This is a genomic window from Streptomyces sp. NPDC058697 (assembly GCF_042715345.1).
Lineage (GTDB): Bacteria > Actinomycetota > Actinomycetes > Streptomycetales > Streptomycetaceae > Streptomyces > Streptomyces liliifuscus.
The window spans coordinates 217772-242960 of the sequence record NZ_JBHXSU010000005.1 but is presented as its reverse complement, the minus strand read 5'-3'; the positions used below and the strand labels follow the sequence as shown (position 1 = coordinate 242960).

The window sequence follows — 25189 nt, the reverse complement described above, 5'->3', positions numbered from 1 at the left end:
ACGACCCGCCCTCGGCTGACTCGCCGTCAAACGCCGGACCGGCCGGTGGGTGGAGGTGGCCCGGGTGGGTACCCGGCCTCTCAGAAGGCCTAACGGGTGCGTACTTCGTCACACCGTGTCGTATGGATGACAGCCGTGCGACGGGGCGCCACCGCAGGTAAACAAGGGTCAACAGTGCGTATCCACTCGGTGAACCCGATGTGCAAGACCCGGGGGGCCGCGAGTATCGTCCTCACCTGCACAGACTTATACCGAATCCCTTGACACCGGAGGGCACGTTGTCCCGCTTCGCGCTCATCAAGGCAGTGCTCGGACCGATCATGCGCCTGATGTTCCGCCCACGGGTGGAGGGTGCGGAGCGCATCCCGGGCACGGGCCCGGTCATCCTGGCCGGCAACCACCTCACGTTCATCGACTCGATGATCATGCCGCTCTTCTGCGACCGGCAGGTCTTCTTCATCGGCAAGGACGAGTACGTCACCGGGAAGGGCATCAAGGGCCGCCTGATGGCCTGGTTCTTCACGGGCTGCGGCATGATCCCGGTCGACCGCGACGGCGGCCGCGGCGGTGTCGCGGCGCTGATGACCGGCCGTCGCGTGCTGGAAGAGGGCAAGGTGTTCAGCATCTACCCCGAGGGCACCCGCTCCCCCGACGGCCGGCTCTATCGGGGCCGCACCGGCATCGCCCGGCTGGCGATGATGACCGGCGCGCCCGTCGTGCCGTTCGCCATCATCGGCACGGACAAGATCCAGCCCGGCGGTGCGGGGTTTCCGCGGCCGGGCCGCGTCACTGTTCGGTTCGGTGAGGCGATGGAGTTCTCCCGGTACGAGGGGATGGACCGGGACCGGTATGTGCTGCGGGCTGTGACCGACTCGGTGATGGCTGAGGTCATGCGGTTGTCGGGGCAGGAGTATGTGGACATGTACGCCACGAAGGCCAAGGAAGCGGCTTAGCTCCGCTGGTTTTTTTGGGGCTCCCTCCGGGGTGGGGGGTCCGGGTTGTGGGGCGCTGCGGGTTCGTTGGGGCTTGGCGCGCAGTTCCCCGCGCCCCTGACGGGCGCTAGGCCCGACGCAGGCCTATAGGGCGCTGGATCTGTGGTCCTGGAAAAGAGAAGCGCAGCCGGCCGGGGCATCAAACAGGTTGCTCGTCCGGTGGGGTCGCGTTTGTGTGGTCGGTTGCCGGGGGCGGGAACCAGAGGACGAAAGTCGAGCCCTTGCCGAGTGTTGAGAAGAGGCGGATCTGGCCGCCGTGGGACTCGACTATCTGGCGGACGATCGCGAGGCCCAGGCCCGCGTGACGGTCGTGGCCGCCGCCGTTGCCCTTCGCACGCCAGAAGCGGTCGAAGACCCGGGTCTGGTCGTCGTCGAGGATGCCGGGGCCCTCGTCCTGGACCGACGCCCAGAGCCAGCCGTCCATCCGGCCCGCGGCGACCGTGATGCCGGTGCCCGGCGGCGAGAGCCGTACGGCGTTGGAGAGCAGGTTGCCGACCGCTCTGCGCAGCGCGTCGTGGTCGCCGATGACCGTCAGGCCCGTGGTGAGACGCCGGTGCAGTACGAGCCCTCGCTCGGCGGCGAGCGGCGCGAACTCCTCGCATGCCTCGCCCGCGGCGGCGGCCAGGTCGACGTCCGCGTCGGCCAGCGCGGGTGCCGTACGGCGGGCGGTGGCCAGCAGGTCCTCGACCAGGCGGGTCATACGGGTCGTGGCGCGGTCCACACTTCGCACGGCCGCCCTGCGCTCGGCCTCCTCCGACTCCTCCGCCGTCAGCACCGCGTCCAGGTTGGCCCGGATGATCGCGAGCGGGCTGCGCAGTTCGTGTGAGGCGTCGTCGATGAGCTGGCGCTGGGCGCGGAAGGCCTCGTCGAGACGGTCGAGCATGGAGTCGACGGTGTCGGCGAGATCGCGGAGCTCGTCCTTGGGCCCGTCGAGACGGATGCGCTGCGAGAGGTCGGTCGCCTGGATCTCGGCGGCCGTACGGGAGATGGCGCGTACGGGACGCAGGGCGCGGCCGGAGAGGATCCAGCCGATGGCGAGGCTGGTGACGGCGAGTCCGCCCAGTACGGCGAAGGAGAAGCGGCGCAGGTTGGCGAGGGTCTCGTAGTTGACGGCGGCCTCGACCTCCTGGACCTTCACCACCGGGATCTCGCCGACGTACTCGTCGTTCACGTACTTCGACGCCGAGAACTGCTTGCTGACGGGGTGCGCCTCGCCGCTGCGCTCGACCGCGAGGTACGTCCCGCCGAGGACGAGTGCGGTGAGCACGAAGAGCAGGCCGGAGTAGAGAACAGTCAGACGGAAGCGGATGGTGTGGGTGAACGCCGGGAGGCGGAGCCTGGCCCTGACGATCCGCAGCGCGCCGATCATCGTGTCTCCTTGAGGCGGTACCCCTGCCTGATCACCGTCTCGATGAGCGGTTCCTCTTCTCCGGTGATCTTCCGGCGCAGCGAACCGACCGTGACCCGCACGGTGTTGGTGAACGGGTCGGCGTATTCGTCCCAGACGTGTTCGAGGAGTTCCTCGGCCGGTACGACACGTCCCGGGCGGGTCATCAGGTAGTGCAGGACGCCGAACTCCTTGGGCGTGAGCTGGAGCGGGCGTGCGCCCCGGAAGGCCTCGAACCGGGCGGTGTCCAGGCGCAGTTCGCCGACCTCGACGACCGCGGTTCCGCCGTCCTCGCGGCGGAGCAACGCCCTTATACGGGCCAGGAGTTCGGGCAGCGCGAACGGCTTCACCAGGTAGTCGTCTGCGCCCTCGTCCAGGCCCCGGACCCGGTCGGCGAGGCGGTCGCGGGCGGTGAGCATCAGAATGCGGGGACCGCCGGGCGTGGCCCGTACGGCACGGCAGACCGAGAAGCCGTCGCCGTCCGGCAGGTTGAGGTCCAGCAGCACCAGGTCGTAGTCGTTGACGGCCAGCTTCTCCGTGGCCGTGTCGACATCGGGCGCGATGTCCACCGCGTAACCGGCCCGCACCAGCCCGACCTTGAGCGCCACGACAAGATCTTCCTCGTCCTCGACGACCAGCAGCCTCATCTGCCCCACCCGCCTTCCAACGCCGAGCCAAGTCGCGCCCCCTCAGGGGCGCGGGGAACTGCGCGACAAGCCACAACGAACCCGCAGCTTCAATCAATGATCGCCCGCGCAGCGGCCCGCGCATCCGCCATCGGAATGGCGAACCCGATCCCGATCGACCCACCCCGCTGCTGATCCAACGTAGCGATAGCCGTGTTGATGCCGATCACACGACCATCCGCATCGACGAGCGGACCACCGGAGTTCCCCGGATTGATCGACGCGTCGGTCTGCAGGGCCCGCCGCCGTTCACCGCCCTCGCCGAGCCGCACGGACCGGTCGAGCGCGCTGACGATGCCCGAGGTGACGGTGCCGCTGAGGCCGAGCGGGGACCCGATGGCGAGCACGGTGTCGCCCACGCCGGGCTTGGCCTGAGCCCCGGACGCCAGTTCGGCGGCGCGCAGCCCGCGGGCGGTCTCCGGTTCCAGGACGGCCACGTCGTTGGCGGTATCGTCGCCGAGCACCTCCGCACGGAGCCGGCGCCCGTCCTGGAGCTCGATCGACACCTCCGAACTGCCCGCCACCACATGCGCGTTGGTGAGTATCCGGCCGCGCTCGTCGAACACGAACCCGGAACCCTGGCCCTCCGCCGTCTCGATGGACACGACACTCGGCAGCACGCGCGCGGCGACCGCTTCGAGCCCCGTGACGTCCTGCCCGGCCGCCGATGCGGCGGGCTCCTCGTCACCGACGGCCCCGGCCGCGTATCCCGCGGCTCCACCCGCGAGGACCGCAGCGAGGACCGCGGCCAGGAGGGGGCTGACCTTGCGGGGAGACCGGGGAGGCGGGGCCGGAGGGGGCCCCGGGTTCGGGGCCGCGTACGGGCTCGGGCTCGGGATCGGGTACGACGTCTCCGGCGGCGCGGGCGGGCCGAATCCCGAGGGGGGCCGACCGGGCAGGAAGGAAGGTCCGCGCGGCTCGCCGAGGCCTGGGTAGGGGGTGTGGGGCCGCCCGCTCCGGTACGGGTCGCCGGGCTCCGCCTCGGCCCGATGGCCCTCCGCCCTGGGGCCGTTGGGGCCCAGGGGGCCGGGCGGACGGGGTGGTCCGGTGGGGCGTGACGGGCCCAGCGGACGGGTCGGGCTGGGGTGAGCCGGCGGCCCCGCACGGCCGGGGAGGCCCGTGCCGCCCGGAGGACCCGGCTGGTCCGGAAGCCCCGGCTGGTCGGGGAGATGCGGCTGGTCGGGGAGACGCGGCTCGTCCTGGAAGCCGGCGTCGCGAGGTGGTCCCGGGTGAGGCGACGTGCCCGGGTGACGCGGCGGGCCGGGGTGGCCCTGGAATCGGTCGTACGACACGGTCGTTCCTCCTTGGTCGCGGAACCCTGGACCCGAGGGGGCCGGGGAGCGGAACCCGGTGGTGCCGGAACCCGGTGGTGCCGGAAGCCGGTGGTGCCGGAAGCCGAATGCCGGAGCACGGTGCCGGAAGCCGGAGAGGTTGCGGATCAGGGGAGTCGGGAGAACCAGAGCAGTGAGGTGGCCGCGGTGGCGAGGGCCGTGAGGAGACCGGCAGCGACGAACCACTGCCAGATCTCGCGCTCCTCGGTGCGGTGCCCGACGGAGCTGCCGATGTCCTCGTACACCTCCTGGAGTTCTTCGCCCGTCGCGGCCTCGTGGAAGTCGCCGCCGGTGCTGGAGGCGAGGCCCCGCAGGGCGGGACCGTCGACCGGGACGCTCACCGTGTCGCCGGACGGCAGGTCAATGGTCCCGCTTTCCGTGCCGTACGCGATGGTCGAGACCGGGATTTTGTCGTCGGCCGCCTCCTGGGCCGCCGACTCGACGGACCGGCCCGTGGTGTTGGAGCCGTCGGACAGCAGCACGATGTGCGCCGGCGGCGGGCTGGTCTCGGCCTCCCGGTCGAGCATGCGGACGGCGTCACGCGCGGCCACGACGGCCTCGCCGATCGCCGTGCCCTCGCCGGTGGTGAGCCGTTCGATGGCCGAGCGCAGGGCGCCGCGGTCGGTGGTCGGCGGGACCGCGACCGTGGCGGAGCCGCTGAACGGTACGAGTCCCGCGTTGAAGCGTTCGGGCAGCCGGTCGACGAAGGCGAGCGCGGCACGCTGGGCGGCCTCGAAGCGGGTCGGCTCGACGTCGGTGGCCTCCATGGACGCCGACACGTCGAACGCCACCACGATCGTGGCCCGCTCACGCGGCACCTGCACCTCCGCGGTCGGCCGGGCGAAGCCCACGACGAGCAGCGCGAGCGTGCCGCAGAAGGCGGCCGCCGGGACATGGCGGCGCCAGCCGGGCCGCCGGGGCGCGACCTTGTCCAGCAGTTCCAGGTTGGTGAAGCGGACCGCGTACCGGCCGCGCCTGCGCTGCACCAGGAGATAGGCGCCGATCAGCAGGGCGAGCGGCACCAGGAGCAGCAGCCAGCCGGGCGAGTGAAGACTCACGGCACCTCCAGCGGACTCATGGCCCCCGCCAGGGGATGCGGGCGTACGGGGATCGGGGTGACGGACTCCGGAGCGACGGATGTGTTCACGCGGCACCGCCTCCCGACCGGCGCCGCTGCTCCTCGACATGGCGTACGACATCGCGCACCCAGTCGCGGTCCGTACGCAGCCGGAGGTGGGCCGCGCCCGCCCGGCGGATGGACGCCTTGATCAACGCACGCTGTTCCAGGGCCGCTTCGGCGTACCGTTCGCGCAACCGCCGTGAGTGGGTGGGGATTTCGCGCCTGATGCCGGTCTCCGGATCGACGACGTTGAGCAACCCCACGGCGGGCAGCTCCAGTTCACGGGGGTCGACGGTCTCGACGGCCAGGATCTGGTGACGGTGGGCGACCGTTCGAAGGGGTTGCTCCCAGCCGGTCTCCAGGAAGTCGGAGATGACGGCGACCAGGCCGCTGCCGGGGAGTGCGCGCAGCGAGCGCAGGGCGTCGGACAGGGAGTGCGGGGCGTCCTTTGCCCCGCCCGCCGCCACCCGGGGGCGGTCCAGGGCGGCCCGCAGGATCGTGAGGAGGTGGTGGCGCCCGGTGCGGGGCGGAATCCGCTGGATGCCGTCCGGTCCGGTGATCTGCGCGCCGAGCCGGTTCCCGGCCCGTTCGGTGAGGAAGGCGACGGCCGCGGCCGCGCCGACGGCCAGGTCGCGCTTCTCCATCCGTGCCGTGCCGAAGTCCATGCTCGCGGACGCGTCGAGCACGATCCAGGTGGTCAGTTCGCGGTCGGCGAGAGTGAGCCGAACGTGCGGGACGGTGGTGCGCGCGGTGGCGTTCCAGTCCATCCGGCGTACGTCGTCGCCGATGACGTACGGCCGGGTCTCGGACACCTCGGTTCCCGGTCCCGGTACGAGGCCGGGATGGTCGCCCTGGAGGAGGCCGTCGGGGCGGCGGGTGAAGAGCAACTCCAGGTGCTTCAGGGCCTGTTCGGGGGTCAGTTCGCTGAGGGTCGGGGTGCCGCTCATGCCGCTTCGCCCTCCGTTCCCCCCTCTGTGCGTCCCTCGGCGCGTCCCTCTGTGCGTCCTTCCGTTCGCCCCTCTGTTCGTCCTTCGGGGCGGGTGGCGGCCTGGCGCGGGGTGATGCGCGGCTGCTCCACGGCGGCCAGTACCTCGTCGACGATCTCGGCGCCGGTGATCCCGTCGGCGAGTGCGTCGAAGGACAGCACGAGCCGGTGGGCGACCACCTCGTGGGCCAGGTCGTGCACGTCCTCGGGGAGGACGTAACCACGGCCGCGCAGCAGGGCGAGCGCGCGGGCGGCGGCGACCAGGCCCAGCGTGGCGCGCGGGCCGGCGCCGTGCGCCAACCGGCTGCCGGGGCCCGCGAGTTCACGGGTCGAGACGACCAGTCGTACGGCGTATTCGGCGACCGCGTGGTGCACGAACACCTCGTCGGTGGTGCGCTGGAGCGCGATGAGCCGGTCGGGGGTGAGGACGGGGCGTGCCCTGGGCGGGTCGACGCTCATGCGGTAGAGGATCGCGAGTTCCTCGGACTCGCTGGGGACGGCGACGTCGACCTTGAGCAGGAAGCGGTCGCGCTGGGCTTCGGGGAGTTGGTAGACGCCCTCGGACTCGATGGGGTTCTGGGTGGCGAGTACGAGGAACGGCTGGGGGACGGGGATGGTGGTGCCGCCGATGGAGACCTGGTGCTCGCCCATCACTTCGAGGAGCGCGGACTGCACCTTGGCGGGGGCGCGGTTGATCTCGTCGGCGAGCACGAAGTTGGCGACGACCGGGCCGGGTTCGACGCTGAACGTCTCCTGGGACGGGCGGTAGATCCGGGTGCCGGTGATGTCGGACGGGACGAGGTCGGGGGTGAACTGCAGCCGGGAGAATCGTCCGCCGGCCACGTGCGCGAGGGTCTTCGCGGCGAGGGTCTTGGCGACGCCCGGGACGCCCTGGAGCAGGCAGTGGCCCCGGGCCAGGACCGCGGTGAACATCCGCTCCACCATGCGGTCCTGGCCCACGATCACCCGCTTGACCTCGAAGAGCGCCTCTTCGAGGAGCTTCCCGTCCGTGGTGTCGCCACGTGGGTCGGCGGTGGTCACAGCGCTGCCGCGGGGTTGCTCGGATCCGCGGAGGGGGTGCCGCCGGTGCCGTCCTTGTCGGGGCAGTCCTCGCGGGTCCATGTGCGGGTTCCGTTGTCGGCCGCTCCGCCCTCGGCCGTGCCTTCCTCGACGACGAAGCGGACCGTTTCGCGGGGGGCCTCGTCGCCGTCTGCGGCGAGGGCGACGCCGCCGGCCGCCAGGGCCGCGGTGGCCAGTGCAGTGACGACGAGGATCTTGCGGTTACGGATATGACGGGTCATGGTCGGTGGCTCCTTCGGCCGTGTGGGACGACGTCCGGTACGGGGCCAAGACCATCAGGTGGGGGCGAAAACGGGCTTAAAGGGGGGTGCTGCCTGCGGGTTTGGGGGCGGGGTCGTGTGTTGGCCGCGGGTGCGTCGTAGCTTGTCGCGCCCACGCGGCGGAGCCGCACAATGTCACAGCCCCGCGCCCCTGAAGGGGCGCGCCCCCCTACTCCCCGCTTCCCAGCTTCTGTCCTCTCAGGAGTACCCATGCCGCCACCGATGCCGCCAGGAGTACCGCTGCGCCGAGGCCCGCCGCCAGGGCGATGCCGTCGACGAAGGCTGTGCGGGCGGCGTCGAGGAGGGGCTCGGCGTCGGGCAGCCCGGCGGACGCCTCCACCGCGCCGCCGAGGGACTCGTGGGCCGCGGCGGCCACCTCGGGGGGTGTGCCCGGTGGGGCCGTGAACCCGGCGTAGACGCCGGTGACGATGGAGCCGAGCAGGGCGATGCCGAGGGCCGCGCCGAGTTCGTAGGCCGTCTCGGAGACCGCGGACGCGGCGCCCGCCTGTTCCTTGGGCACGCTGGAGAGGATCACGTCGGCGGTCACGGTGAAGGAGAAGCCCGCGCCCACGCCGACGACCAGCAGGGCCCCGCCGAGGAGCGGATACCCGGTCGACTCGTCGAGCAGGGTCAGCGCGCCCAGGGCGAGCCCGATCGCGGCGAGCCCACCGGCGGTGACGGCACGCACCGAGTACCGGCGCGCGACCGTGCCCGCGACCAGGCCGGCCGCCACCGCGCCCAGCGCTGCGGGCAGTTCGGCGAGGCCCGCCTCCAACGGCCCCCTGCCCTGCACGAGTTGCAGAAACTGCGAGAGGAAGAAGACCAGGCCGGACAGGCCGAGGATGGTCAGCAGATCGGCGAGCACGGCCCCGGAGAAGCCGCGGTTGCGGAACAGCCGCATGTCCAACAACGGGATGGGAAGCGTGAGTTGACGGCGTACGAATCCGTAGAGCGCGATCGCGCCGAGCAGGGCGGCGGCGCCGGCCGTGGCGTTCGGGCCGTGCGAGGCGGCCTCCTTGATCCCGTACACGATGCCGACCATGCCGATGAGCGACAGCACGACGCTCATCAGGTCCCAGGGGCCGGGCTCGGGGTTGCGGGACTCGGGCAGCAGCTTCACGCCGACGAGGACGAGGACCGCCATCACCGGGAGGTTGATCAGGAAGACGGAGCCCCACCAGAAGTGTTCGAGGAGGAATCCGCCGACGACCGGGCCGACCGCCGTGCCGGCCGAGGCGGTGGCGCCCCAGATGCCGATGGCGAGGCTGCGTTCGCGCGGGTCGTGGAAGAGGTTGCGGATGAGCGCGAGGGTGGCGGGCATCAGGGTCGCGCCCGCGACACCGAGCAGTGCCCGCGCCACGATCATCAACTCGGGAGTGCTCGCATAGGCGTTGAGCACGGAGACGAGACCGAACGCGACTGAGCCGATGAGCAGCAGCTTCTTGCGCCCGATGCGGTCACCGAGGCTGCCCATCGAGACGAGCAGGCCCGCGATGACGAACGAGTAGACGTCTCCGATCCACAACAGCTGCGTACCGGAGGGCTGGAGGTCCTCGCTGATGTAGGGGGTCGCGAGACCGAGGACGGTCGCGTCGACGGCCACGAGCAGCACGGCGAGGACGAGGACGGCGAGCGCGAGCCAGCGGCCCGGACGCTTCTCCGTCTCCGCCGTGAACGCCGGCCGCACCGTGCTGGTCATGATTCCTCTCTCCGTAGTGCGCCGCCGAGCAACAGCTCGACGATCATGTGGTGGAAGTCGTTGGCGGCCACTCGGCCCTCGGTCACGGCCCATGCCCCGGAGGCGATGAGTCCGTAGAGGGCTTCGGTGAGCCAGGCGGGGGTGAGGTCGATGCGGAACTCGCCGCTCTCCTGGCCGCGTCGGAACACCGCGGCGATCCGCGCGTCGAGCCGGGCCCAGCCCTCGTGCCGCTCCTCGCCCTCGAACAGCTGGTTCTCGGAGTAGAGGAAGGCGAGCAGCCCGGCGGCGCTCTCGATCTCGCCCACCAGACGGCGTACGGCCTCCCGGGCGGTGTCCTCGTCGAGCCGCGCCGCGTCCAGGGCCGCCTCGCACTCGCGGATGCCGAGATCCTCCAGCGCCCGCACGAGGGCGTCGCGCCCGGCGAACTGGCGGTGCAGCGTGGCCCGGCTGATCCCGGCCGCCTTGGCGACCTCGTCCATGGTGGCGGTGGATTTCCGGGTGAGCAGGGCGGCTGCGCTGCGCAGCACGTGGTCACGATCGATGGCCATGAGACAAGCATAAGCCATATGAGACATCAATGTCTCACTCGAAGCGTGTGGCGCTCACCGCTGGTGGGTCCAGCTGCGAAAACTCAGTGCCAGGGCAGCTGCCCGCGCCTCTCCCAGTACGTCACCGGCTCCTCGGTCAGTGCGTCGAGCCGGGCCTGCTGCTCGTCGTCGAGGTCGACCACGGCAGCGTGCAGGTTCGAGGAGAGCTGGACGGCGGTGGCCGCGCCGGAGAGGACGACACCCGCCCAGGGCTGCCGCAGGACGAGCGCCAGGGCGACCGCGTCGGAGCCGAGGCCGGCCTCTTCCGCGATGGCGCGTACGGCGTCCGGTGCGTGCGGGTCGGCGAGCCGGCCGTTGGCCATGCCCTCCTTGACGATCACGGTCAGCCCGGCGTCGTGCGCCTCGGCGAGCGCGGGCCCCGCGGAGGTCTCCAGGACGTTGTAGGTGGCCTGGACGGTACGGAACAGCGGCTCGCCGTCGACCGTCACGGCGAGCGCGGTACGGATCGCGTCGGCCTGGGCGGGGCCGCTGGTGGAGAAGCCGACGGTCAGGCCCTGCGCGGCCGCCTCGGCCAGCCTGGCGTGCAGTTCCTTGTCGGTGAGCGCGGGGCTGTCCGGGGTCACCGAGTGGATCTGGTAGAGGTCGAGCCGGTCACCGAGCAGTTCCGCGCTCTCGGCACGCTGCCTCTCGTACGTGGCGAGGCTGTGGTCCTTGATCTCGTGCGCCTCGGCGTCGGTGCGCCAGTCGGCCGTATAGGTGTAGCCCCACTTGCTGCCGACGACGACGTCCTCGATGTCGGACCGTGTGTTCAGCCAGCCGGCGAGGAACTCCTCCGAGCGGCCGTACGAGCGGGCGGCGTCGAAGTAGCGCACGCCCTGGGCGTAGGCGGCGTCGAGGAGTTCATGTGTGCGGGTGCGGAGCGTCTCGACGCTCCGGTTGTCTCCCAGGTCGGCGTCCCGGCCGAGGTTGATGTAGCCGGGGCGGCCGACTGCGGCGAGGCCCAGTCCGATGTGGCAGGTGGGGGTTGTTGCTGTGGCCAGTCGGGCGAAGGGCATCGCGGGCTCCGTTGGTCGGCTCCAGTACGGCTGTCCGACCAACGTAACCCGCGATGACCTTCGGTGAGGATGGGGCGCCTGAGAGCTCGGTCCGTGTGGTGCGTTTGCGGCTGCGGGCGCGTCGTGGTTTGTCGCGCAGTTCCCCGCGCCCCTGACGGGGCACCGGTCCTACCGCTGCTTTTTAGCCGTCGCCCACTCGTGCTGAGCCGCCACGTTCGCCTTCACCTCTGTCAGCTGGATCGCCACCGCGCTCGGGGCCGTGCCTCCCCTGCCGTTGCGGGAGGCCAGGGCGCCGGGCACGTTCAGGACGGACCGGACCTCCGGCGTGAGGTGGGCGGAGATCTTCGCGAACTGTTCGTCGGTGAGGCCGTCGAGTTCGATGCCGTCGGCCTCCGCGGCCTTGACGCACTCCCCCGCCACCTCGTGCGCGACACGGAACGGTACGCCCTGCTTGACCAGCCACTCGGCGATGTCGGTGGCGAGCGAGAACCCGGCCGGGGCCAGCTCCTCCATGCGCTCGCGGTGGACGGTGAGGGTCGCCATCATGCCGGTGAAGGCGGGCAGCAGGACCTCCAGCTGGTCGCAGGAGTCGAAGACCGGCTCCTTGTCCTCCTGGAGGTCGCGGTTGTACGCGAGGGGCAGCGCCTTGAGCGTCGCCATCAGACCGGTGAGGTTGCCGATCAGCCGTCCGCTCTTGCCGCGCGCCAGCTCCGCGATGTCCGGGTTCTTCTTCTGCGGCATGATCGACGAGCCGGTGGAGAAGGCGTCGTGGAGGGTGACGAAGGAGAACTCCTTCGTGTTCCAGATGATGACCTCCTCCGCGATCCGGGAGAGGTTCACACCGATCATCGCGGTGATGAAGGCGAACTCGGCGACGAAGTCGCGCGAGGCCGTGCCGTCGATCGAGTTGCCGACACTGCCGTTCTCGAAGCCGAGGTCCTTGGCGACCGACTCCGGGTCGAGGCCGAGGGAGGAACCGGCCAGGGCGCCCGAGCCGTACGGCGACACCGCCGTCCGCTCGTCCCACTGCCGCAGACGCTCGGCGTCCCGGCACAGGGACTGGGCGTGGGCCAGCACATGGTGGGCGAACAGCACGGGCTGGGCGTGCTGCAGATGCGTACGGCCCGGCATCGCGACGTCCGGGTGTGCCTCGGCGAGCCCGATCAGCGCGTCCTGGAGGTCGGCGATCAGGCCGCCGATGATCCGGGCGTGGTCGCGCAGGTACATCCGGAAGAGCGTGGCGACCTGGTCGTTGCGCGAGCGGCCCGCGCGCAGCTTGCCGCCGAGGTCCGGGCCGAGCTGCTCCAGGAGACCGCGCTCCAGGGCGGTGTGGACGTCCTCGTCGGCGACGGTACCGACGAAGGAGCCGTCCGCGACGACGGCCTCCAACCGGTCGAGCCCCGCGAGCATGCGCTCCAGCTCGTCGTCGGTGAGGAGGCTCGCCTTGTGCAGCACGCGCGCGTGGGCACGCGATCCGGCGATGTCGTACGGCGCCAGCCGCCAGTCGAAGTGGACGGACGCGGACAGCTTGGCCAGGGCCTCGGCGGGCCCATCGGCGAACCGCCCACCCCAGAGCCGTACATCACCGCTGTTGCTGCTCACTTGCTGTGCTCCTCAAGACTGTTAAGTACGGGACGCGCCCCAAAGGGGCGCGGGGAACTGCGCGACCAGCCCACGACAACCCGCAGGTTACGCACCGGCCCACGGATCCCCTACGCCAAATCCCTCTTCGCCGCGATCTTCGAAGACAGCGCAAAGATGTCGATGAACCCCTGCGCCTTCGACTGGTCGAACGTATCGCCCGAGTCATACGTCGCGAGGTTGAAGTCGTACAGCGACTCCTCGGACCGCCGCCCCGTGACGACGGCACGGCCCCCGTGCAGGGTCATCCGGATGTCCCCGGAGACATGCTGGTTGGCCTCGTCGATGAAGCCGTCCAGGGCGCGCTTGAGCGGGGAGAACCACAGGCCGTCGTAGACCAGCTCGCCCCAGCGCTGCTCGACCTGCCGCTTGTAGCGGGCGAGTTCACGCTCGACGGTGACGTTCTCCAGCTCCTGGTGGGCCGTGATCAGCGCGATCGCGCCGGGAGCCTCGTACACCTCGCGGGACTTGATGCCCACGAGCCGGTCCTCGACCATGTCGATCCGGCCGATGCCCTGGGCGCCCGCGCGGGCGTTGAGCTGCTGGATGGCCTGGAGGACGCTGACAGGCCTGCCGTCGATGGCGACCGGGACGCCCGCCTTGAAGGTGACGACCACCTCGTCGGGCTCGCGCGGCAGCGCCGGGTTCTGCGTGTACTCGTAGACGTCCTCGATCGGGGCGTTCCAGATGTCCTCCAGGAAGCCCGTCTCGACGGCGCGTCCGAAGACGTTCTGGTCGATGGAGTACGGCGACTTCTTGGTGGTGGCGATCGGCAGGCCCTTCTCCTCGCAGAAGGCGATCGCCTTGTCCCTGGTCATCGCGTAGTCACGGACCGGGGCGATGCACTTGAGGTCGGGGCCGAGGGCCTGGATGCCGGCCTCGAACCGCACCTGGTCGTTGCCCTTGCCGGTGCAGCCGTGGGCGACGACGCCCGCGCCGTGCTTGTGGGCGGCGGCGACGAGGTGCTTGACGATCGTCGGCCGGGAGAGAGCGGAAACCAGCGGGTAGCGGTCCATGTAGAGGGCGTTGGCCTTGATCGCCGGGAGGCAGTACTCCTCGGCGAACTCGTCCTTCGCGTCCGCGACCTCGGCCTCGACGGCGCCGCACGCGAGGGCGCGCTTGCGGATGACGTCCAGGTCCTCGCCGCCCTGGCCGACGTCGACCGCGACGGCGATGACCTCGGCGCCCGTCTCCTCGGCGATCCAGCCGATGGCGACGGAGGTGTCCAATCCGCCTGAGTAGGCGAGTACGACGCGCTCGGTCACGGGCTTCTCCTCACACTGCATTCACTGACATGCATGAGTATGCAGCGCTCTGCATGATTCGTCAATCTCGGGGTGAGCCGGAAAGAAATTTCGGCGTCGCTTGAACGCGGGAAACCGCTTTCCCGTACTCCACTCCGAACGCCGGCGCCGCGTTTGTAAACCCACTCCTGACCCAAGTGAGGCACTCGCATGTCCAGGGCTCTTCCGAAGTACAACAAGCGCCGTGTGGCCATCATCGGCGGCGCGGCCGCGGTGGCGTTGTCCGGAGCGGTCATCGCCGGCTCGGCCTTGGCCGGGGAAACGTCCAAGAGCACCAACAGCCAGGCCGCCAGAACAAAGGCGTCCCCCGGCACGGTCAGCTGCCCCGCCGTCGCACCGAGCCTCCCCGCGATCCCCGCCTCCGCCAAGGCCGAGGTCGACCGCAACCTGGCTCTGCTCGACACCCAGATCGCCGAGGCCAACAAGCGCCTCGTCGACACCGTCGGCCAAGGTGGCGCGAACTTCGCCCAGAACGCGATCATCGGCCCGCTCAAGGACAAGCGCGTCGCGACCATCAACCGCATCGCCACCGCCATCGGCCGCACCGCCGCCAAGCCCACCGGCCTCGACGCCCTCGCCCCCTGCACGCTGAACACGGGCGCGGCGGCCGGAGGCGGTGCCGCGGCGTCGCCGAGCGCGTCCCCCACCCAGCAGGCGGGCGGCAACACCGGGAACACGGGAAACACGGGCAATACGGGGAACACCGGCAACACGAACGCGGCCGGCACGGTCAACTGCCCCGCCGTCGCGCCGAGCCTCCCCGCGATCCCCGCCTCCGCGAAGGCCGAGGTCGACCGCAACCTCGCCCTCCTCGACACCCAGATCGCCGAGGCCAACAAGCGCCTCGTCGACACCGTCGGCCAGGGCGGCCCCAACTTCGCCCAGAACGCCATCGTCGGCCCCCTCAAGGACAAGCGCGTGGCCACCATCAACCGCATTGCCACCGCCATCGGCCGCACCGCCGCCAAGCCCGCCGGCCTCGACTCCCTCGCCGCCTGCACGCTCAACAAGTAGTCACCGAATCACCGACGTCCCCCCACGGGCGCCCCGCACGCCGGCCGGGGCGACCCCGGGACCCGCAAGCCGCAAGGCCCGCGGGCCCCGGGGGTCTCCGGGCGCGACCCGGAGACCACGCCGCCCGCCGTACCCCCACACGCGCGGGCGGTGCAATTCCTTAGACAAGCGAAGGAGTTGCACCCATAATCGTTAGACATGGGAAAGACTTATGAGCGCATAGACGGCCGCCTGCGTACCTTCATCGAGGCGCAGCCCATCTTCTTCACCGCGACCGCGCCCCTGTCGGGCGACGGCACGGTCAACCTCTCGCCCAAGGGCCTCACCGGTTCGTTCGTGGTTCTCGACGAACTCACCGTCGCCTATCTGGACTTCGCCGGCAGCAACGCAGAGACGATCGCCCACCTCCGGGAGAACGGCCGGATCACCCTGATGTGGTGCGCCTTCCAGGGCCCGCCGAACATCGTCCGCGTACACGGCCGGGGCGAGCCGGTCTTCCGCGACGACCCGCGCTTCAAGGAACTCCTCGCCCACTTCCCGGGCATCGACCCGACCCTGCACGGCCTGCGCGCCATCATCGTGGTGACGGCCGAACTCGTCCGGGACACCTGCGGCTACGCGGTGCCCACCATGTCGTACGACGAGGACCGCGACCTGCACGCCAAGCGCTTCGCGCGGGAGGACGACGTCTCGCTGAACGCGTACTTCGAGAAGAAGGAGCACGTGGGGACCAGCCTGGATGGCCTACCCGGGCTGCCGCTGCCCCTGCCTCCCAGTAGCGTCTGAGCATGCGCCCAGGAGTCGCCCTTCTCGCGTCCGTGTCCCTCTTCGTGCTGGCCCCGAGTGCCCCCGGTACGGCCGGTGACACCGCCGGCCGGGCGCCGCTGCCCGAGCGGATGGCGGACACGGGCGGCGGCAGCCAGCTCATCACCGCGCAGGCCTCCCGGACCTCCTCGACGACCGGCACGGTCACCTGGTGGAACCGGCGGGACGGGCGCTGGGTGAAGGCCGGTTCCGTGCCCGCGCGCTTCGGCGCCAAGGGGCTCGTCGAGGGCGACTCCCGCAAGCAGGGCACCGACACCACCCCCACCGGGCTGTACGACCTGCCGTACGCCTTCGGCATCAAGCCGGCGCCCGAGGGGACGAAGGCGAAGTACCGCCCGGTGCGGCAGGACTCCTGGTGGTGCCAGGACACCGCCTCCCGCTCCTACAACCGCTGGACCGAGCCACGCCCCGCCGACTGCCGTGCCGCCGAGTCCGAGCACCTGATCACATACGGGACGCAGTACGCGTACGCGCTCGTCGTCGGATTCAACTACGAGCGGCCGGTGCGGGGGCGCGGCGCGGGGATCTTCCTGCACGTCAACGGAAGCGGCGCGACGGCCGGTTGTGTCTCGGTGTCCCACGACGCGATGCGACGCATCCTGACCTGGGCCGATCCGGCGCGCAGCCCGCACATCGCCATCGGGACGGACGGCGGGCCCACATCGATCGTCCGCTACTGACCTCCGCGCCGGTCTGCGCACCGACCTCTGCGCGGCCGTCCGCCGAGGAGAGCCGCGTCACCTCGGGTTACCGCGAGTCGCACCAGTTCACGGCTTGCTCCGGGGGCCGTTGAACACTCCGCCGTCCCGGGACGTACCACTGGGCCAAGGGGCCACTCCCCTTCCCAGCGTCCCCCACGGAGGAACCGTGAGCACGATCGCCGGCGGTCGCGCAGCGCGGCGCCAGACGATGCGCCGTATCCGACCTCGCCGCTCCCCCGCCATCCCGTTGCTGATCGCCGTGTGGGCGGGTGCGGCGGGCGTGATCTGGCTGTGGTGGAGCAACACCCCGTCCATCGCGGACGACAAGGGCCGGATCCTGAACGCGGGCCGGATCACCGGTCTGCTGGCCGGGTATCTGATGGCTCTCGTGGTCCTGCAGATGGCCCGGGTGCCGGCGCTGGAACGCCGGGTCGGCTCCGACCGGGTCGCCCGCTGGCACGCCATGAGCGGCCGCTACATGCTCTGTCTCACGCTCGCCCACATCGGTCTGACGATGTACGGCTACGCGCTCCAGGCGAACACGGGGGTCGTCGACCAGACCATCGAGTCGGTCAAGACCCTGCCCGACATGGGCAAGGCGGCCATCGGCACGGGTGTGCTGCTGTTCATCGGCCTGATCTCCGTCGGCGGACTGCGCAAGCGGATCCCGTACGACACCTGGTACCACATCCACCTGCTCACGTACGTGGCCGTGTACCTGTCGTTCTGGCACCAGCTGTCCACCGGCAACGACTTCGCGGTCGAGCCGGCCGCCACGACGGCCTGGTACGCGCTGTACGGGACCGTGACCGCGCTGGTGATCTGGTACCGGGTGATCACGCCGGTCCGGCTGAACCTGCGGCACCGGATGCGGGTCGAGGAGGTCGTCGAGGAGGCGCCCGGCATCGTCTCCGTGCTGATCAGCGGGAAGAAGCTGCACCGCATCGGTGCCGAGCCGGGGCAGTTCTTCCGCTGGCGGTTCATGGCGCCGGGCATGCGCTTCAGCTCGCACCCGTACTCGCTGTCGGCGGCGCCCAGGCCCGGTCTGCTCAGGATCACGGTCAAGGCGCTCGGCGACCACAGCACCGCGCTGAAGGGGCTCAAGCGGGGCACGCGGGTGTGGGCCGAGGGCCCGTACGGCGCGATGACCGCGTCCCGGCGCAGCCGCGGCAAGGTGCTGCTGATGGCCGGCGGAGTGGGGATCACCCCGATGCGGGCGCTGTTCGAGACGCTGCCGGCCGAGCGTGGCGACCTCACCCTGCTGTACCGGGCCAACAGCACGCAGGACCTGGCGCTGTGGGACGAGTTGTCGGCGATCGCCGACGAGCGCGGCGCCCGCCTGATGTACGCCGTGAACAGCCCCGACGGGGAGCGCCCGGACATCAACCCGGAGACGCTGCGCCGGAAGCTGCCCGACATCGACGAGCACGACGTGTTCCTGTGCGGGCCTCCCGGCTTCGCCGAGGGCGCGTACACCGCACTGCGCGGCGCGGGCGTACCGGCCCGCCGCATCCACCACGAGTCCTTCGAGCTGTGACGAACGGGAGTCCGCACCGATGAAGAAGAGCCACCCCCTGCGACGAATCGTGCTGGCCGGTGCCGCCACGGTGTCCGGGATCGTGCTGCTGCTGACCCTGAAGCCCTCCTCGGACCCGGCGGCCGCGTCGGCCGAAGGTACGCCACAAGGGCAGCAGTCGGTCGCGCCCCAGGGCTCCGGAGGCGTACAGGCCGGCAACGGAGGTGACCAGACCCTCACCGGTGACGTCGTCAAGACCCAGTACGGCAACGTCCAGGTCCGTATCACCGTGAGCGGCGGGAAGATCACTTCGGCCGCCGCCGTGCAGGCACCCACCGGCGGGCGCAGTACCGAGGTCAGCACCAACTCGGTGCCCAAGCTCAACCAGGCGGCGACCGCGGCGGGCAGCGCCGACATCGACGCGGTCTCGGGTGCCACCTACACGAGCGGCGGCTACAAGAAGTCCCTGCAGTCGGCCCTCGACAAGGCGGGCTCGTCCGCGGCGACGGGCGGCGGCTCGGCGACCGGCGGCGGCTCGGGCGGCGGCTCGGCCGACGCGAGCGGGTCCACCGGCGGCGGGGGTGCCGCCCAGGCGAAGACCCTCACGGGCACGGCCGTCACGACCGACTACGGCCCCGTGCAGGTACGGATCACCGTCACCGGCGGGAAGATCACCAAGGCCGAGGCGGTGCAGTCGCCCAGCGGCGGACGCAGCAGCCAGATCAGCGGTGACGCGGTGCCCAAGCTCAACCAGGCCGCGGTCGCGGCGGGCACCGCCGACATCGACGCCGTGTCCGGCGCCACGTACACCAGCGGCGGCTACAAGGAGTCCCTGCAGTCGGCCCTGGACCAGGCCGGTGGCTGAACCGACCGAGCCGGCCGATCTGGCCGAACCCGCCGAATCCACCGAGGCGCCGCTCGCGGTGCGGCACGCGGAGGAGGTGATGGGCACGGTCTTCTCCTTCGACGTACGGGGCGGTGAACCCGAGGCCGTACAGGCCGCGTTGGCGGAGGCCGTGGCCCAACTCCACGCGGTGGACGAGGTGTTCAGCACCTACCGCGAGGACAGCCAGATCTCCCGGCTGGCGCGCGGCGAACTGACCGTGGACCAGTGCGACCCGGAAGTCGCCGAGGTGCTCGAACTGTGCGCCGAGGCCGAGCGGTTGAGCGACGGCTGGTTCAGTACGAGATACGCGGGTCTCATCGACCCGACCGGCATGGTGAAGGGCTGGGCCGTCGAGCGTGTGGCCCGGCATCTCGTCGCGGCCGGGGCGAGCGGCGTCAGCGTGAACGGCGGCGGCGACGTGCAGATGTACGGCGTGCCGGGGCCGCACCGGCCCTGGCGGGTCGGCGTCTCCGACCCGCTGCGGCCCGGCGGGCTTGCCGCCGTGGTCTCCGCGGCCGGTGTCGACGAGCTGGCCGTGGCCACCTCCGGCTCCGCCGAGCGCGGCACCCACATCGTGGACCCCCGCACCGGCCGCTCCGCGGTCACCGACCTGGTCGCCGTGACCGTCGTCGGCCCCCGCATCACCTGGGCCGACGCCTGGGCCACAGCCGCCTTCGCCATGGGCTCCCGCCAGGCCCTGACCTGGCTGGAATCCCTACCGGACGTCGAGGCCCTACTGATCACGGCAGGCGACGAGGTCAGATGCACGGGGGGCTTGGCCAACAGGCTGGGCTGAGCGGGAGCCACCCTTCAGGCGCGCGGGCGGCCGGGGGGTTCAGAAGCGCGGCGTCCCGACGAGCGGCCTGGACTGAGGCGGAGTCGACCCTTCAGGCACGCGGGCGGCCTGGATTGCAGCGGGTTTTGAGGGACGCGGCCTGACAACCCGTCTGGGCCGGCGCAAGTTTTTGGGAGCACGGGCGTCGTCCTGGTAGGCGGCCTGAGCCGAGGCAGCTTCTAGGAGCACGGGCGCCCTGGCAATCGGCTTGGGCCGGGGCGAGCTTTCAGCGGCGCTGCCTGCCTGGGAATCGACTTGGGCCGGGGCAAGCTTTTAGGGGCGCGGGGAACTGCGCGACAAGCCACAGCGCACCCGCACCCGAACCCGCACCCACCCGACGCTCAACCTCAATGGTGATTCTGAGCCAACCGCAGCAAGTGATCGGCCAACGCCTGCCCACCCGTGGGGTTCCGGCTGATCAACAGCAACGTGTCATCCCCGGCGATCGTCCCGAGAATGTCCTGCAACTCCGCCTGGTCGATCGCCGAGGCAAGAAACTGCGCAGCCCCCGGAGGGGTCCGCAGCACCACGAGGTTCGCCGAGGCCTCCGCGGAGATCAACAGCTCCGAGGACAGCCTCCGCATCCGCTCCTCCTTCGCCGACTCCCCCAGCGGCGCGCGAGGGGTCCGGAAACCCCCCTCACTCGGCACCGCGTAGATCAGGTCGCCGTCGTTGTTGCGGATCTTCACCGCGTTCAGCTCGTCCAGGTCCCGGGAGAGCGTCGCCTGAGTGACGTTCAGCCCGTCGTCGGCGAGAAGCTTCGCCAACTGGCTCTGCGAACGCACCGGCTGCCGGTTGAGGATGTCCACGATCCGGCGGTGGCGTGCGGTGCGGGTCTGCGGGACCGCCGGCCCCGCGTGCTCGTGGTCCTGCGCCTGACTCATCGTCGTCGTCCCATTCCTCAGGATGCTCCGTCCACGTCGGCGTCTCGGGCCTGGTCGAGGACGCCGGGCAGGGCCCGCAGGAAGACGTCCACCTCGTCGTCGCTCACGTTCAGCGGCGGCATCAGCCGTACGACATCGGGGGCGGGCGCGTTCACCAGGAGACCGGCGTCCTGAGCCGTCTGCTGCGCGCGGGGCGCAAGCGGCTCGGTGAGCACGATACCCAGGAGGAGGCCCGCTCCCCGGACATGACCGATCAACGGGTGGCCGAGCGACTCGATTCCGTCGCGCAGCTTCTCGCTGGTCCGCTTCACGTTCTCCAGCAGCCCCTCCGACTCGATCGTGTCGAGTACGGCGAGTCCGGCGGCGCAGGCCACCGGGTTGCCGCCGAAGGTCGTGCCGTGGTGGCCGGGCTTCAGCAGCTGCGCGGCCCGGCCGAAGGCGACGGTCGCGCCGAGCGGAAGCCCGCCGCCGAGGCCCTTGGCGAGCGTCACGATGTCCGGCAGGACACCCTCGTGGGCCTGGTACTCGAACCAGTGCCCCGTCCGGCCGACACCCGTCTGCACCTCGTCGAGGACGAGGAGCGTGCCGGTGGCCGCGGTGATGGCACGGGCCGCCTTGAGATAGCCGGGCGGTGGCACGATCACGCCGTTCTCGCCCTGCACCGGCTCGATGACGACCAGCGCGGTGTCCTCAGTGACGGCGGCGGCGAGCGCCTGCGGGTCCCCGTACGGCACATGCGTGACATCGCCCGGCAGCGGCAGGAACGGCTCCCGCTTGCCCGGCTGGCCGGTGAGCGCGAGCGCGCCCATGGTGCGGCCGTGGAAACCGCCCTCGGTCGCCACCATGTGGCCGCGGCCCGTGAGCCGGCCGATCTTGAAGGCGCCCTCGTTGGCCTCGGCCCCCGAGTTGCAGAAGTAGACCCGGCCGTCCCGTCCGAAGAGCTGGAGGAGACGTTCGGCGAGCGCGACGGGCGGCTCGGCGACGAAGAGGTTGGAGACATGGCCGAGGGAGGCGATCTGCCGGCTGACGGCCTCGACGATCGCCGGGTGGGCGTGGCCGAGCGCGTTGACCGCGATCCCGCCGACGAAGTCCAGATACTCCTTGCCGTCGGCGTCCCACAGCTTGGTGCCGGCTCCGCGGACGAGGGGCAGCCGCGGGGTGCCGTAGTTGTCCATGAGCGCACCCTGCCATCGCTGGGTGAGCTGTTCGTTGGCGGTCATACGGCGTCCCCCTCATGCCTGTTCGGCTCATGACTGATCGGCTCATGCGCGTGCGGCTCTTGCGCGTTCGGCTCTTGCCTGCTCGACGCTTCCGTGTCCGGCACGACCATCGTGCCGATGCCCTCGTCGGTGAAGATCTCCAGCAGGATCGAGTGCTGGACCCGGCCGTCGATCACCCGGGCGGTGTTCACGCCGTTGCGGACGGCGTGCAGACAGCCCTCCATCTTCGGCACCATGCCGCTGGCCAGTTCGGGCAGCAGCTTCTCCAGCTCTCTCGCGGTGAGCCGGCTGATGACCTCGTCGGAGTTCGGCCAGTCCTCGTAGAGTCCCTCGACGTCCGTGAGGACCATCAGTGTTTCGGCGCCCAGCGCCGCAGCGAGTGCCGCAGCCGCCGTATCAGCATTGACGTTGTAGACATGTCCGTCGTCCTGGCTACGGGCGATCGACGAGACGACCGGGATCCGGCCGTCGGCGAGCAGTGCCTCGATCGCGCCCGTGTCGATCGCGGTGATCTCGCCCACCCGCCCGATGTCGACCAACTCCCCGTCGATCTCGGGCTGGTGCCTGGTGGCGGTGATGGTGTGCGCGTCCTCGCCGGTCAACCCCACGGCGAGCGGCCCGTGTTGGTTGAGCAGCCCGACCAGCTCCCGCTGGACCTGTCCGGCGAGCACCATGCGTACGACGTCCATGGCGTCCTCGGTGGTGACCCTGAGGCCCGCCTTGAACTCGCTGACGATGCCGTGCCGGTCCAGGGCCGCGCTGATCTGCGGGCCGCCGCCGTGCACGACCACGGGCTTGAGCCCGGCCTGGCGCAGGAACACGACGTCCTGTGCGAACGCGGCCTTGAGGTCCTCGTCGATCATGGCGTTGCCGCCGAACTTGATGACGACCGTCCTGCCGTTGTGCCGCGTCAGCCAGGGCAGCGCCTCGATGAGGATCTGCGCCTTGGGCAGCGCGGTGTGCTTGCGGGTAGTGCTCATGACGAGTACGCGCTGTTCTCGTGGACGTAGTCGGCGGTGAGGTCGTTGGTCCAGATCGTGGCGGTCTCGGTGCCCGCGGCGAGGTCGGCGACGATGTGGACCTCGCGGTAGCGCATGTCGACCTTGTCGCGGTCCTCGCCGACGCCACCGTTCTTGCAGACCCAGACGCCGTTGATGGCGACGTTCAGCCGGTCCGGCTCGAAGGCGGCCCGGGTTGTGCCGATCGCGGACAACACCCGCCCCCAGTTGGGGTCTTCGCCGTGGATCGCGCACTTGAGGAGGTTGTTGCGGGCGATGGAGCGGCCCACCTCGACGGCGTCGTCCTCGCTCGCCGCGTTGACCACCTCGACCTTGATGTCCTTGCTGGCGCCCTCGGCGTCCCGGATGAGCTGCTGACCGAGATCGTCACAGACCTTCCGTACGACCTCGGCGAACTCCGCCTCGTCCGGGGTGACTTGGGAGGCCCCGGAGGCGAGCAGCAGCACGGTGTCGTTGGTCGACATGCAGCCGTCGGAGTCGACCCGGTCGAAGGTCGTACGGGTGGCGGCGCGCAGGGCCCTGTCCAGCACATCGCCCTCGACGTCGGCGTCCGTGGTGAGCACGACCAGCATCGTGGCGAGACCGGGGGCGAGCATGCCCGCGCCCTTGGCCATCCCGCCGACGGTCCAGCCGTCCCCCACGACGACCGAGGTCTTGTGGACGGAGTCGGTGGTCTTGATGGCGATGGCGGCCTTCTCGCCGCCGTGTTCGGAGAGTTGGGCGGCGGCCTGCTCAACTCCCGGCAGGAGCTTGTCCATCGGGAGCAGCAGGCCGATGAGCCCGGTCGACGCGACGGCGACCTCACCGGCGTTCTGCCCGAGGACCTCGGCCACCTTCTCGGCCGTCGCGTGCGTGTCCTGGAAGCCCTTCGGACCCGTACAGGCGTTGGCACCACCGGAGTTGAGGATCACGGCGGAGACCAGTCCGCCCTTCAGTACCTGCTCGGACCAGAGCACCGGCGCGGCCTTTACCCGGTTGGAGGTGAAGACGCCCGCCGCGGCCAGTTTGGGCCCGTTGTTGACCACGAGGGCGAGGTCCGGGTTGCCGTTCTCCTTGATTCCGGCGGCGATGCCGGAGGCGGTGAACCCCTTGGCGGCGGTGACACTCACGGTGCGACTCCGATCGTGGAAAGGCCGGTGGCCTCGTCGAGCCCGAGGGCGATGTTCATGCTCTGGACGGCACCGCCCGCGGTGCCCTTGGTGAGGTTGTCGATGGCGCTGATCGCGATGATGCGGTGCGCGGCCGCGTCGAACGCGACCTGCACCTGAACGGCGTTGGAACCGTAGACGGACGCGGTCGCGGGCCACTGGCCCTCGGGCAGCAGGTGCACGAACGGTTCGTCGGCGTAGGCCTTCTCGTACGCGGCCCGTACGGACTCGGCGGTGACGCCCTCGCGGGCCTTCGCCGTGCACGTGGCGAGGATGCCGCGGGGCATCGGGGCGAGGGTCGGCGTGAAGGAGACGGTGACGGGCTCGCCGGCGGCCGCGCCGAGGTTCTGGATCATCTCGGGGGTGTGCCGGTGGACGCCGCCGACGCCGTACGGGGACATGGACCCCATGACCTCGCTGCCCAGCAGGTGTGCTTTGGGCGCCTTGCCCGCTCCGGAGGTCCCGGAGGCGGCGACGATCACGGCTTCGGGCTCGGCGAGACCGGCACCGTACGCCGGGAAGAGCGCCAGCGAGGCGGCCGTCGGGTAGCAACCGGGCACCGCGATGCGCTTGGACCCCTCCAGCGCAGCGCGGGCACCCGGCAGTTCGGGGAGACCGTAGGGCCAGGTCCCGGCGTGTGCCGAGCCGTAGAACCGCTCCCAGTCGGCGGCGTCCTTCAGCCGGAAGTCGGCCCCCATGTCGACGACCAGTACATCGGGTCCGAGTTGCTCGGCGACGGCGGCGGACTGGCCGTGCGGCAACGCGAGAAAGACGACATCGTGTCCCGCGAGGACCTCGGGTGTGGTCTCCTGAAGCACGTGGTCGGCGAGCGGCAGCAGATGCGGTTGCAGCGCACCGAGCCGTTGCCCCGCGTTGGAGTTTCCGGTCAGGGCGCCGATCTCGATCTCGGGGTGCGCCAGGAGCAGACGCAGCAGTTCCCCGCCCGCGTACCCACTCGCTCCGGCCACTGCCGCACGTACCGCCATGGAACCCTCCTCTTGGATGGCATGACTATACGTTTCGCTGCACGTTTATGCAATCTCAGCGGTGTGG

Annotated in this window: 24 protein-coding genes; 7 read left to right on the top strand and 17 right to left on the bottom strand. The window is 70.8% G+C overall.

Going from position 1 to position 25189, the window contains the following annotated elements; translation table 11 throughout:
• Window positions 1-278 precede the first annotated feature (278 nt).
• Window positions 279-953 carry a 1-acyl-sn-glycerol-3-phosphate acyltransferase gene (locus ACFWXQ_RS14685; protein ID WP_055616518.1) on the top strand — a complete coding sequence of 225 codons (675 nt, stop codon included), beginning with the start codon at window positions 279-281 and terminating at the stop codon, window positions 951-953.
• A gap of 178 nt (window positions 954-1131) precedes the next feature.
• On the opposite strand, the gene ACFWXQ_RS14680 is transcribed toward ACFWXQ_RS14685, so the two are convergent.
• The 12 genes from ACFWXQ_RS14680 to ACFWXQ_RS14625 form a co-directional block, all read right to left on the bottom strand.
• On the bottom strand, window positions 1132-2361 hold the full coding sequence (locus tag ACFWXQ_RS14680) for a sensor histidine kinase (protein ID WP_383937241.1): 1230 nt from the start codon (window positions 2359-2361) through the stop codon (window positions 1132-1134).
• Window positions 2358-3026 carry a response regulator transcription factor gene (locus ACFWXQ_RS14675; RefSeq protein ID WP_055616520.1) on the bottom strand — a complete coding sequence of 223 codons (669 nt, stop codon included), beginning with the start codon at window positions 3024-3026 and terminating at the stop codon, window positions 2358-2360. The genes ACFWXQ_RS14680 and ACFWXQ_RS14675 overlap by 4 nt, the downstream gene beginning before the upstream one ends.
• An 89-nt stretch (window positions 3027-3115) precedes the next feature.
• On the bottom strand, window positions 3116-4357 hold the full coding sequence (locus tag ACFWXQ_RS14670; RefSeq protein ID WP_383937239.1) for a S1C family serine protease: 1242 nt from the start codon (window positions 4355-4357) through the stop codon (window positions 3116-3118).
• Window positions 4358-4503: 146 nt separating this feature from the next.
• A complete protein-coding gene (locus ACFWXQ_RS14665) occupies window positions 4504-5454 on the bottom strand; it encodes a VWA domain-containing protein (RefSeq protein ID WP_383937237.1) in 951 nt (316 codons plus the stop codon).
• Between the two features lie 85 nt (window positions 5455-5539).
• On the bottom strand, window positions 5540-6463 hold the full coding sequence (locus tag ACFWXQ_RS14660) for a DUF58 domain-containing protein (RefSeq protein ID WP_383937235.1): 924 nt from the start codon (window positions 6461-6463) through the stop codon (window positions 5540-5542).
• Entirely contained in the window at window positions 6460-7542 is a 1083-nt protein-coding gene (locus ACFWXQ_RS14655; RefSeq protein WP_383937233.1) for an AAA family ATPase, read from the bottom strand. Before ACFWXQ_RS14655 ends, ACFWXQ_RS14660 begins: the two co-directional genes overlap by 4 nt.
• Window positions 7539-7802, bottom strand: coding sequence for a hypothetical protein (locus tag ACFWXQ_RS14650; RefSeq protein WP_383937232.1), 264 nt, complete (start codon window positions 7800-7802; stop codon window positions 7539-7541). Before ACFWXQ_RS14650 ends, ACFWXQ_RS14655 begins: the two co-directional genes overlap by 4 nt.
• A gap of 208 nt (window positions 7803-8010) precedes the next feature.
• Entirely contained in the window at window positions 8011-9540 is a 1530-nt protein-coding gene (locus ACFWXQ_RS14645) for an MFS transporter (protein ID WP_383937230.1), read from the bottom strand.
• Window positions 9537-10088 (bottom strand): helix-turn-helix domain-containing protein, encoded by a 552-nt coding sequence (locus tag ACFWXQ_RS14640; RefSeq protein WP_359941760.1) that lies wholly within the window; start codon window positions 10086-10088, stop codon window positions 9537-9539. The genes ACFWXQ_RS14645 and ACFWXQ_RS14640 overlap by 4 nt, the downstream gene beginning before the upstream one ends.
• An 83-nt stretch (window positions 10089-10171) precedes the next feature.
• The gene (locus ACFWXQ_RS14635) at window positions 10172-11143 is read right to left on the bottom strand and encodes an aldo/keto reductase (protein WP_383937227.1); all 972 of its coding nucleotides are present in this window, start codon (window positions 11141-11143) and stop codon (window positions 10172-10174) included.
• 168 nt (window positions 11144-11311) lie between these two features.
• The gene (gene argH, locus ACFWXQ_RS14630) at window positions 11312-12745 is read right to left on the bottom strand and encodes an argininosuccinate lyase (protein WP_383937226.1); all 1434 of its coding nucleotides are present in this window, start codon (window positions 12743-12745) and stop codon (window positions 11312-11314) included.
• A 110-nt stretch (window positions 12746-12855) separates the two neighbouring features.
• Window positions 12856-14049: an argininosuccinate synthase gene (locus ACFWXQ_RS14625; RefSeq protein WP_383937224.1), complete on the bottom strand. Its 1194-nt coding sequence runs from the start codon at window positions 14047-14049 to the stop codon at window positions 12856-12858.
• A gap of 189 nt (window positions 14050-14238) precedes the next feature.
• On the opposite strand from ACFWXQ_RS14625, the gene ACFWXQ_RS14620 reads away from it, so the two are divergent.
• The 6 genes from ACFWXQ_RS14620 to ACFWXQ_RS14595 all read left to right on the top strand — a co-directional run bounded on the left by ACFWXQ_RS14620 (window position 14239) and on the right by ACFWXQ_RS14595 (window position 19826).
• The gene (locus tag ACFWXQ_RS14620; RefSeq protein ID WP_383937223.1) at window positions 14239-15102 is read left to right on the top strand and encodes a hypothetical protein; all 864 of its coding nucleotides are present in this window, start codon (window positions 14239-14241) and stop codon (window positions 15100-15102) included.
• Between the two features lie 198 nt (window positions 15103-15300).
• Complete coding sequence (locus ACFWXQ_RS14615; RefSeq protein WP_383937221.1) at window positions 15301-15888, top strand: pyridoxamine 5'-phosphate oxidase family protein; 588 nt, start codon at window positions 15301-15303, stop codon at window positions 15886-15888.
• Between the two features lie 2 nt (window positions 15889-15890).
• Window positions 15891-16607, top strand: coding sequence for a L,D-transpeptidase (locus ACFWXQ_RS14610; RefSeq protein WP_383937219.1), 717 nt, complete (start codon window positions 15891-15893; stop codon window positions 16605-16607).
• Between the two features lie 229 nt (window positions 16608-16836).
• The gene (locus tag ACFWXQ_RS14605) at window positions 16837-18165 is read left to right on the top strand and encodes a ferric reductase-like transmembrane domain-containing protein (RefSeq protein WP_383937280.1); all 1329 of its coding nucleotides are present in this window, start codon (window positions 16837-16839) and stop codon (window positions 18163-18165) included.
• 19 nt (window positions 18166-18184) lie between these two features.
• The gene (locus ACFWXQ_RS14600; RefSeq protein ID WP_383937217.1) at window positions 18185-19009 is read left to right on the top strand and encodes an FMN-binding protein; all 825 of its coding nucleotides are present in this window, start codon (window positions 18185-18187) and stop codon (window positions 19007-19009) included.
• Window positions 19010-19088: 79 nt separating this feature from the next.
• A complete protein-coding gene (locus tag ACFWXQ_RS14595; RefSeq protein ID WP_383937278.1) occupies window positions 19089-19826 on the top strand; it encodes an FAD:protein FMN transferase in 738 nt (245 codons plus the stop codon).
• 386 nt (window positions 19827-20212) lie between these two features.
• Here the strand turns inward: ACFWXQ_RS14595 and ACFWXQ_RS14590 are convergent, their stop codons facing one another.
• The 5 genes from ACFWXQ_RS14590 to argC are packed head-to-tail and all read right to left on the bottom strand — an operon-like array spanning window position 20213 to window position 25122.
• Window positions 20213-20749: an arginine repressor gene (locus tag ACFWXQ_RS14590; protein ID WP_200399437.1), complete on the bottom strand. Its 537-nt coding sequence runs from the start codon at window positions 20747-20749 to the stop codon at window positions 20213-20215.
• A gap of 17 nt (window positions 20750-20766) precedes the next feature.
• The gene (locus ACFWXQ_RS14585) at window positions 20767-21969 is read right to left on the bottom strand and encodes an acetylornithine transaminase (RefSeq protein WP_383937214.1); all 1203 of its coding nucleotides are present in this window, start codon (window positions 21967-21969) and stop codon (window positions 20767-20769) included.
• Window positions 21966-22949 carry an acetylglutamate kinase gene (argB, locus tag ACFWXQ_RS14580; RefSeq protein WP_383937212.1) on the bottom strand — a complete coding sequence of 328 codons (984 nt, stop codon included), beginning with the start codon at window positions 22947-22949 and terminating at the stop codon, window positions 21966-21968. Before argB ends, ACFWXQ_RS14585 begins: the two co-directional genes overlap by 4 nt.
• Window positions 22946-24097, bottom strand: coding sequence for a bifunctional glutamate N-acetyltransferase/amino-acid acetyltransferase ArgJ (gene argJ / locus ACFWXQ_RS14575; RefSeq protein WP_383937210.1), 1152 nt, complete (start codon window positions 24095-24097; stop codon window positions 22946-22948). Before argJ ends, argB begins: the two co-directional genes overlap by 4 nt.
• Window positions 24094-25122 (bottom strand): N-acetyl-gamma-glutamyl-phosphate reductase, encoded by a 1029-nt coding sequence (gene argC / locus ACFWXQ_RS14570; protein ID WP_383937207.1) that lies wholly within the window; start codon window positions 25120-25122, stop codon window positions 24094-24096. The genes argJ and argC overlap by 4 nt, the downstream gene beginning before the upstream one ends.
• Between the last annotated feature and the right edge of the window lie 67 nt (window positions 25123-25189).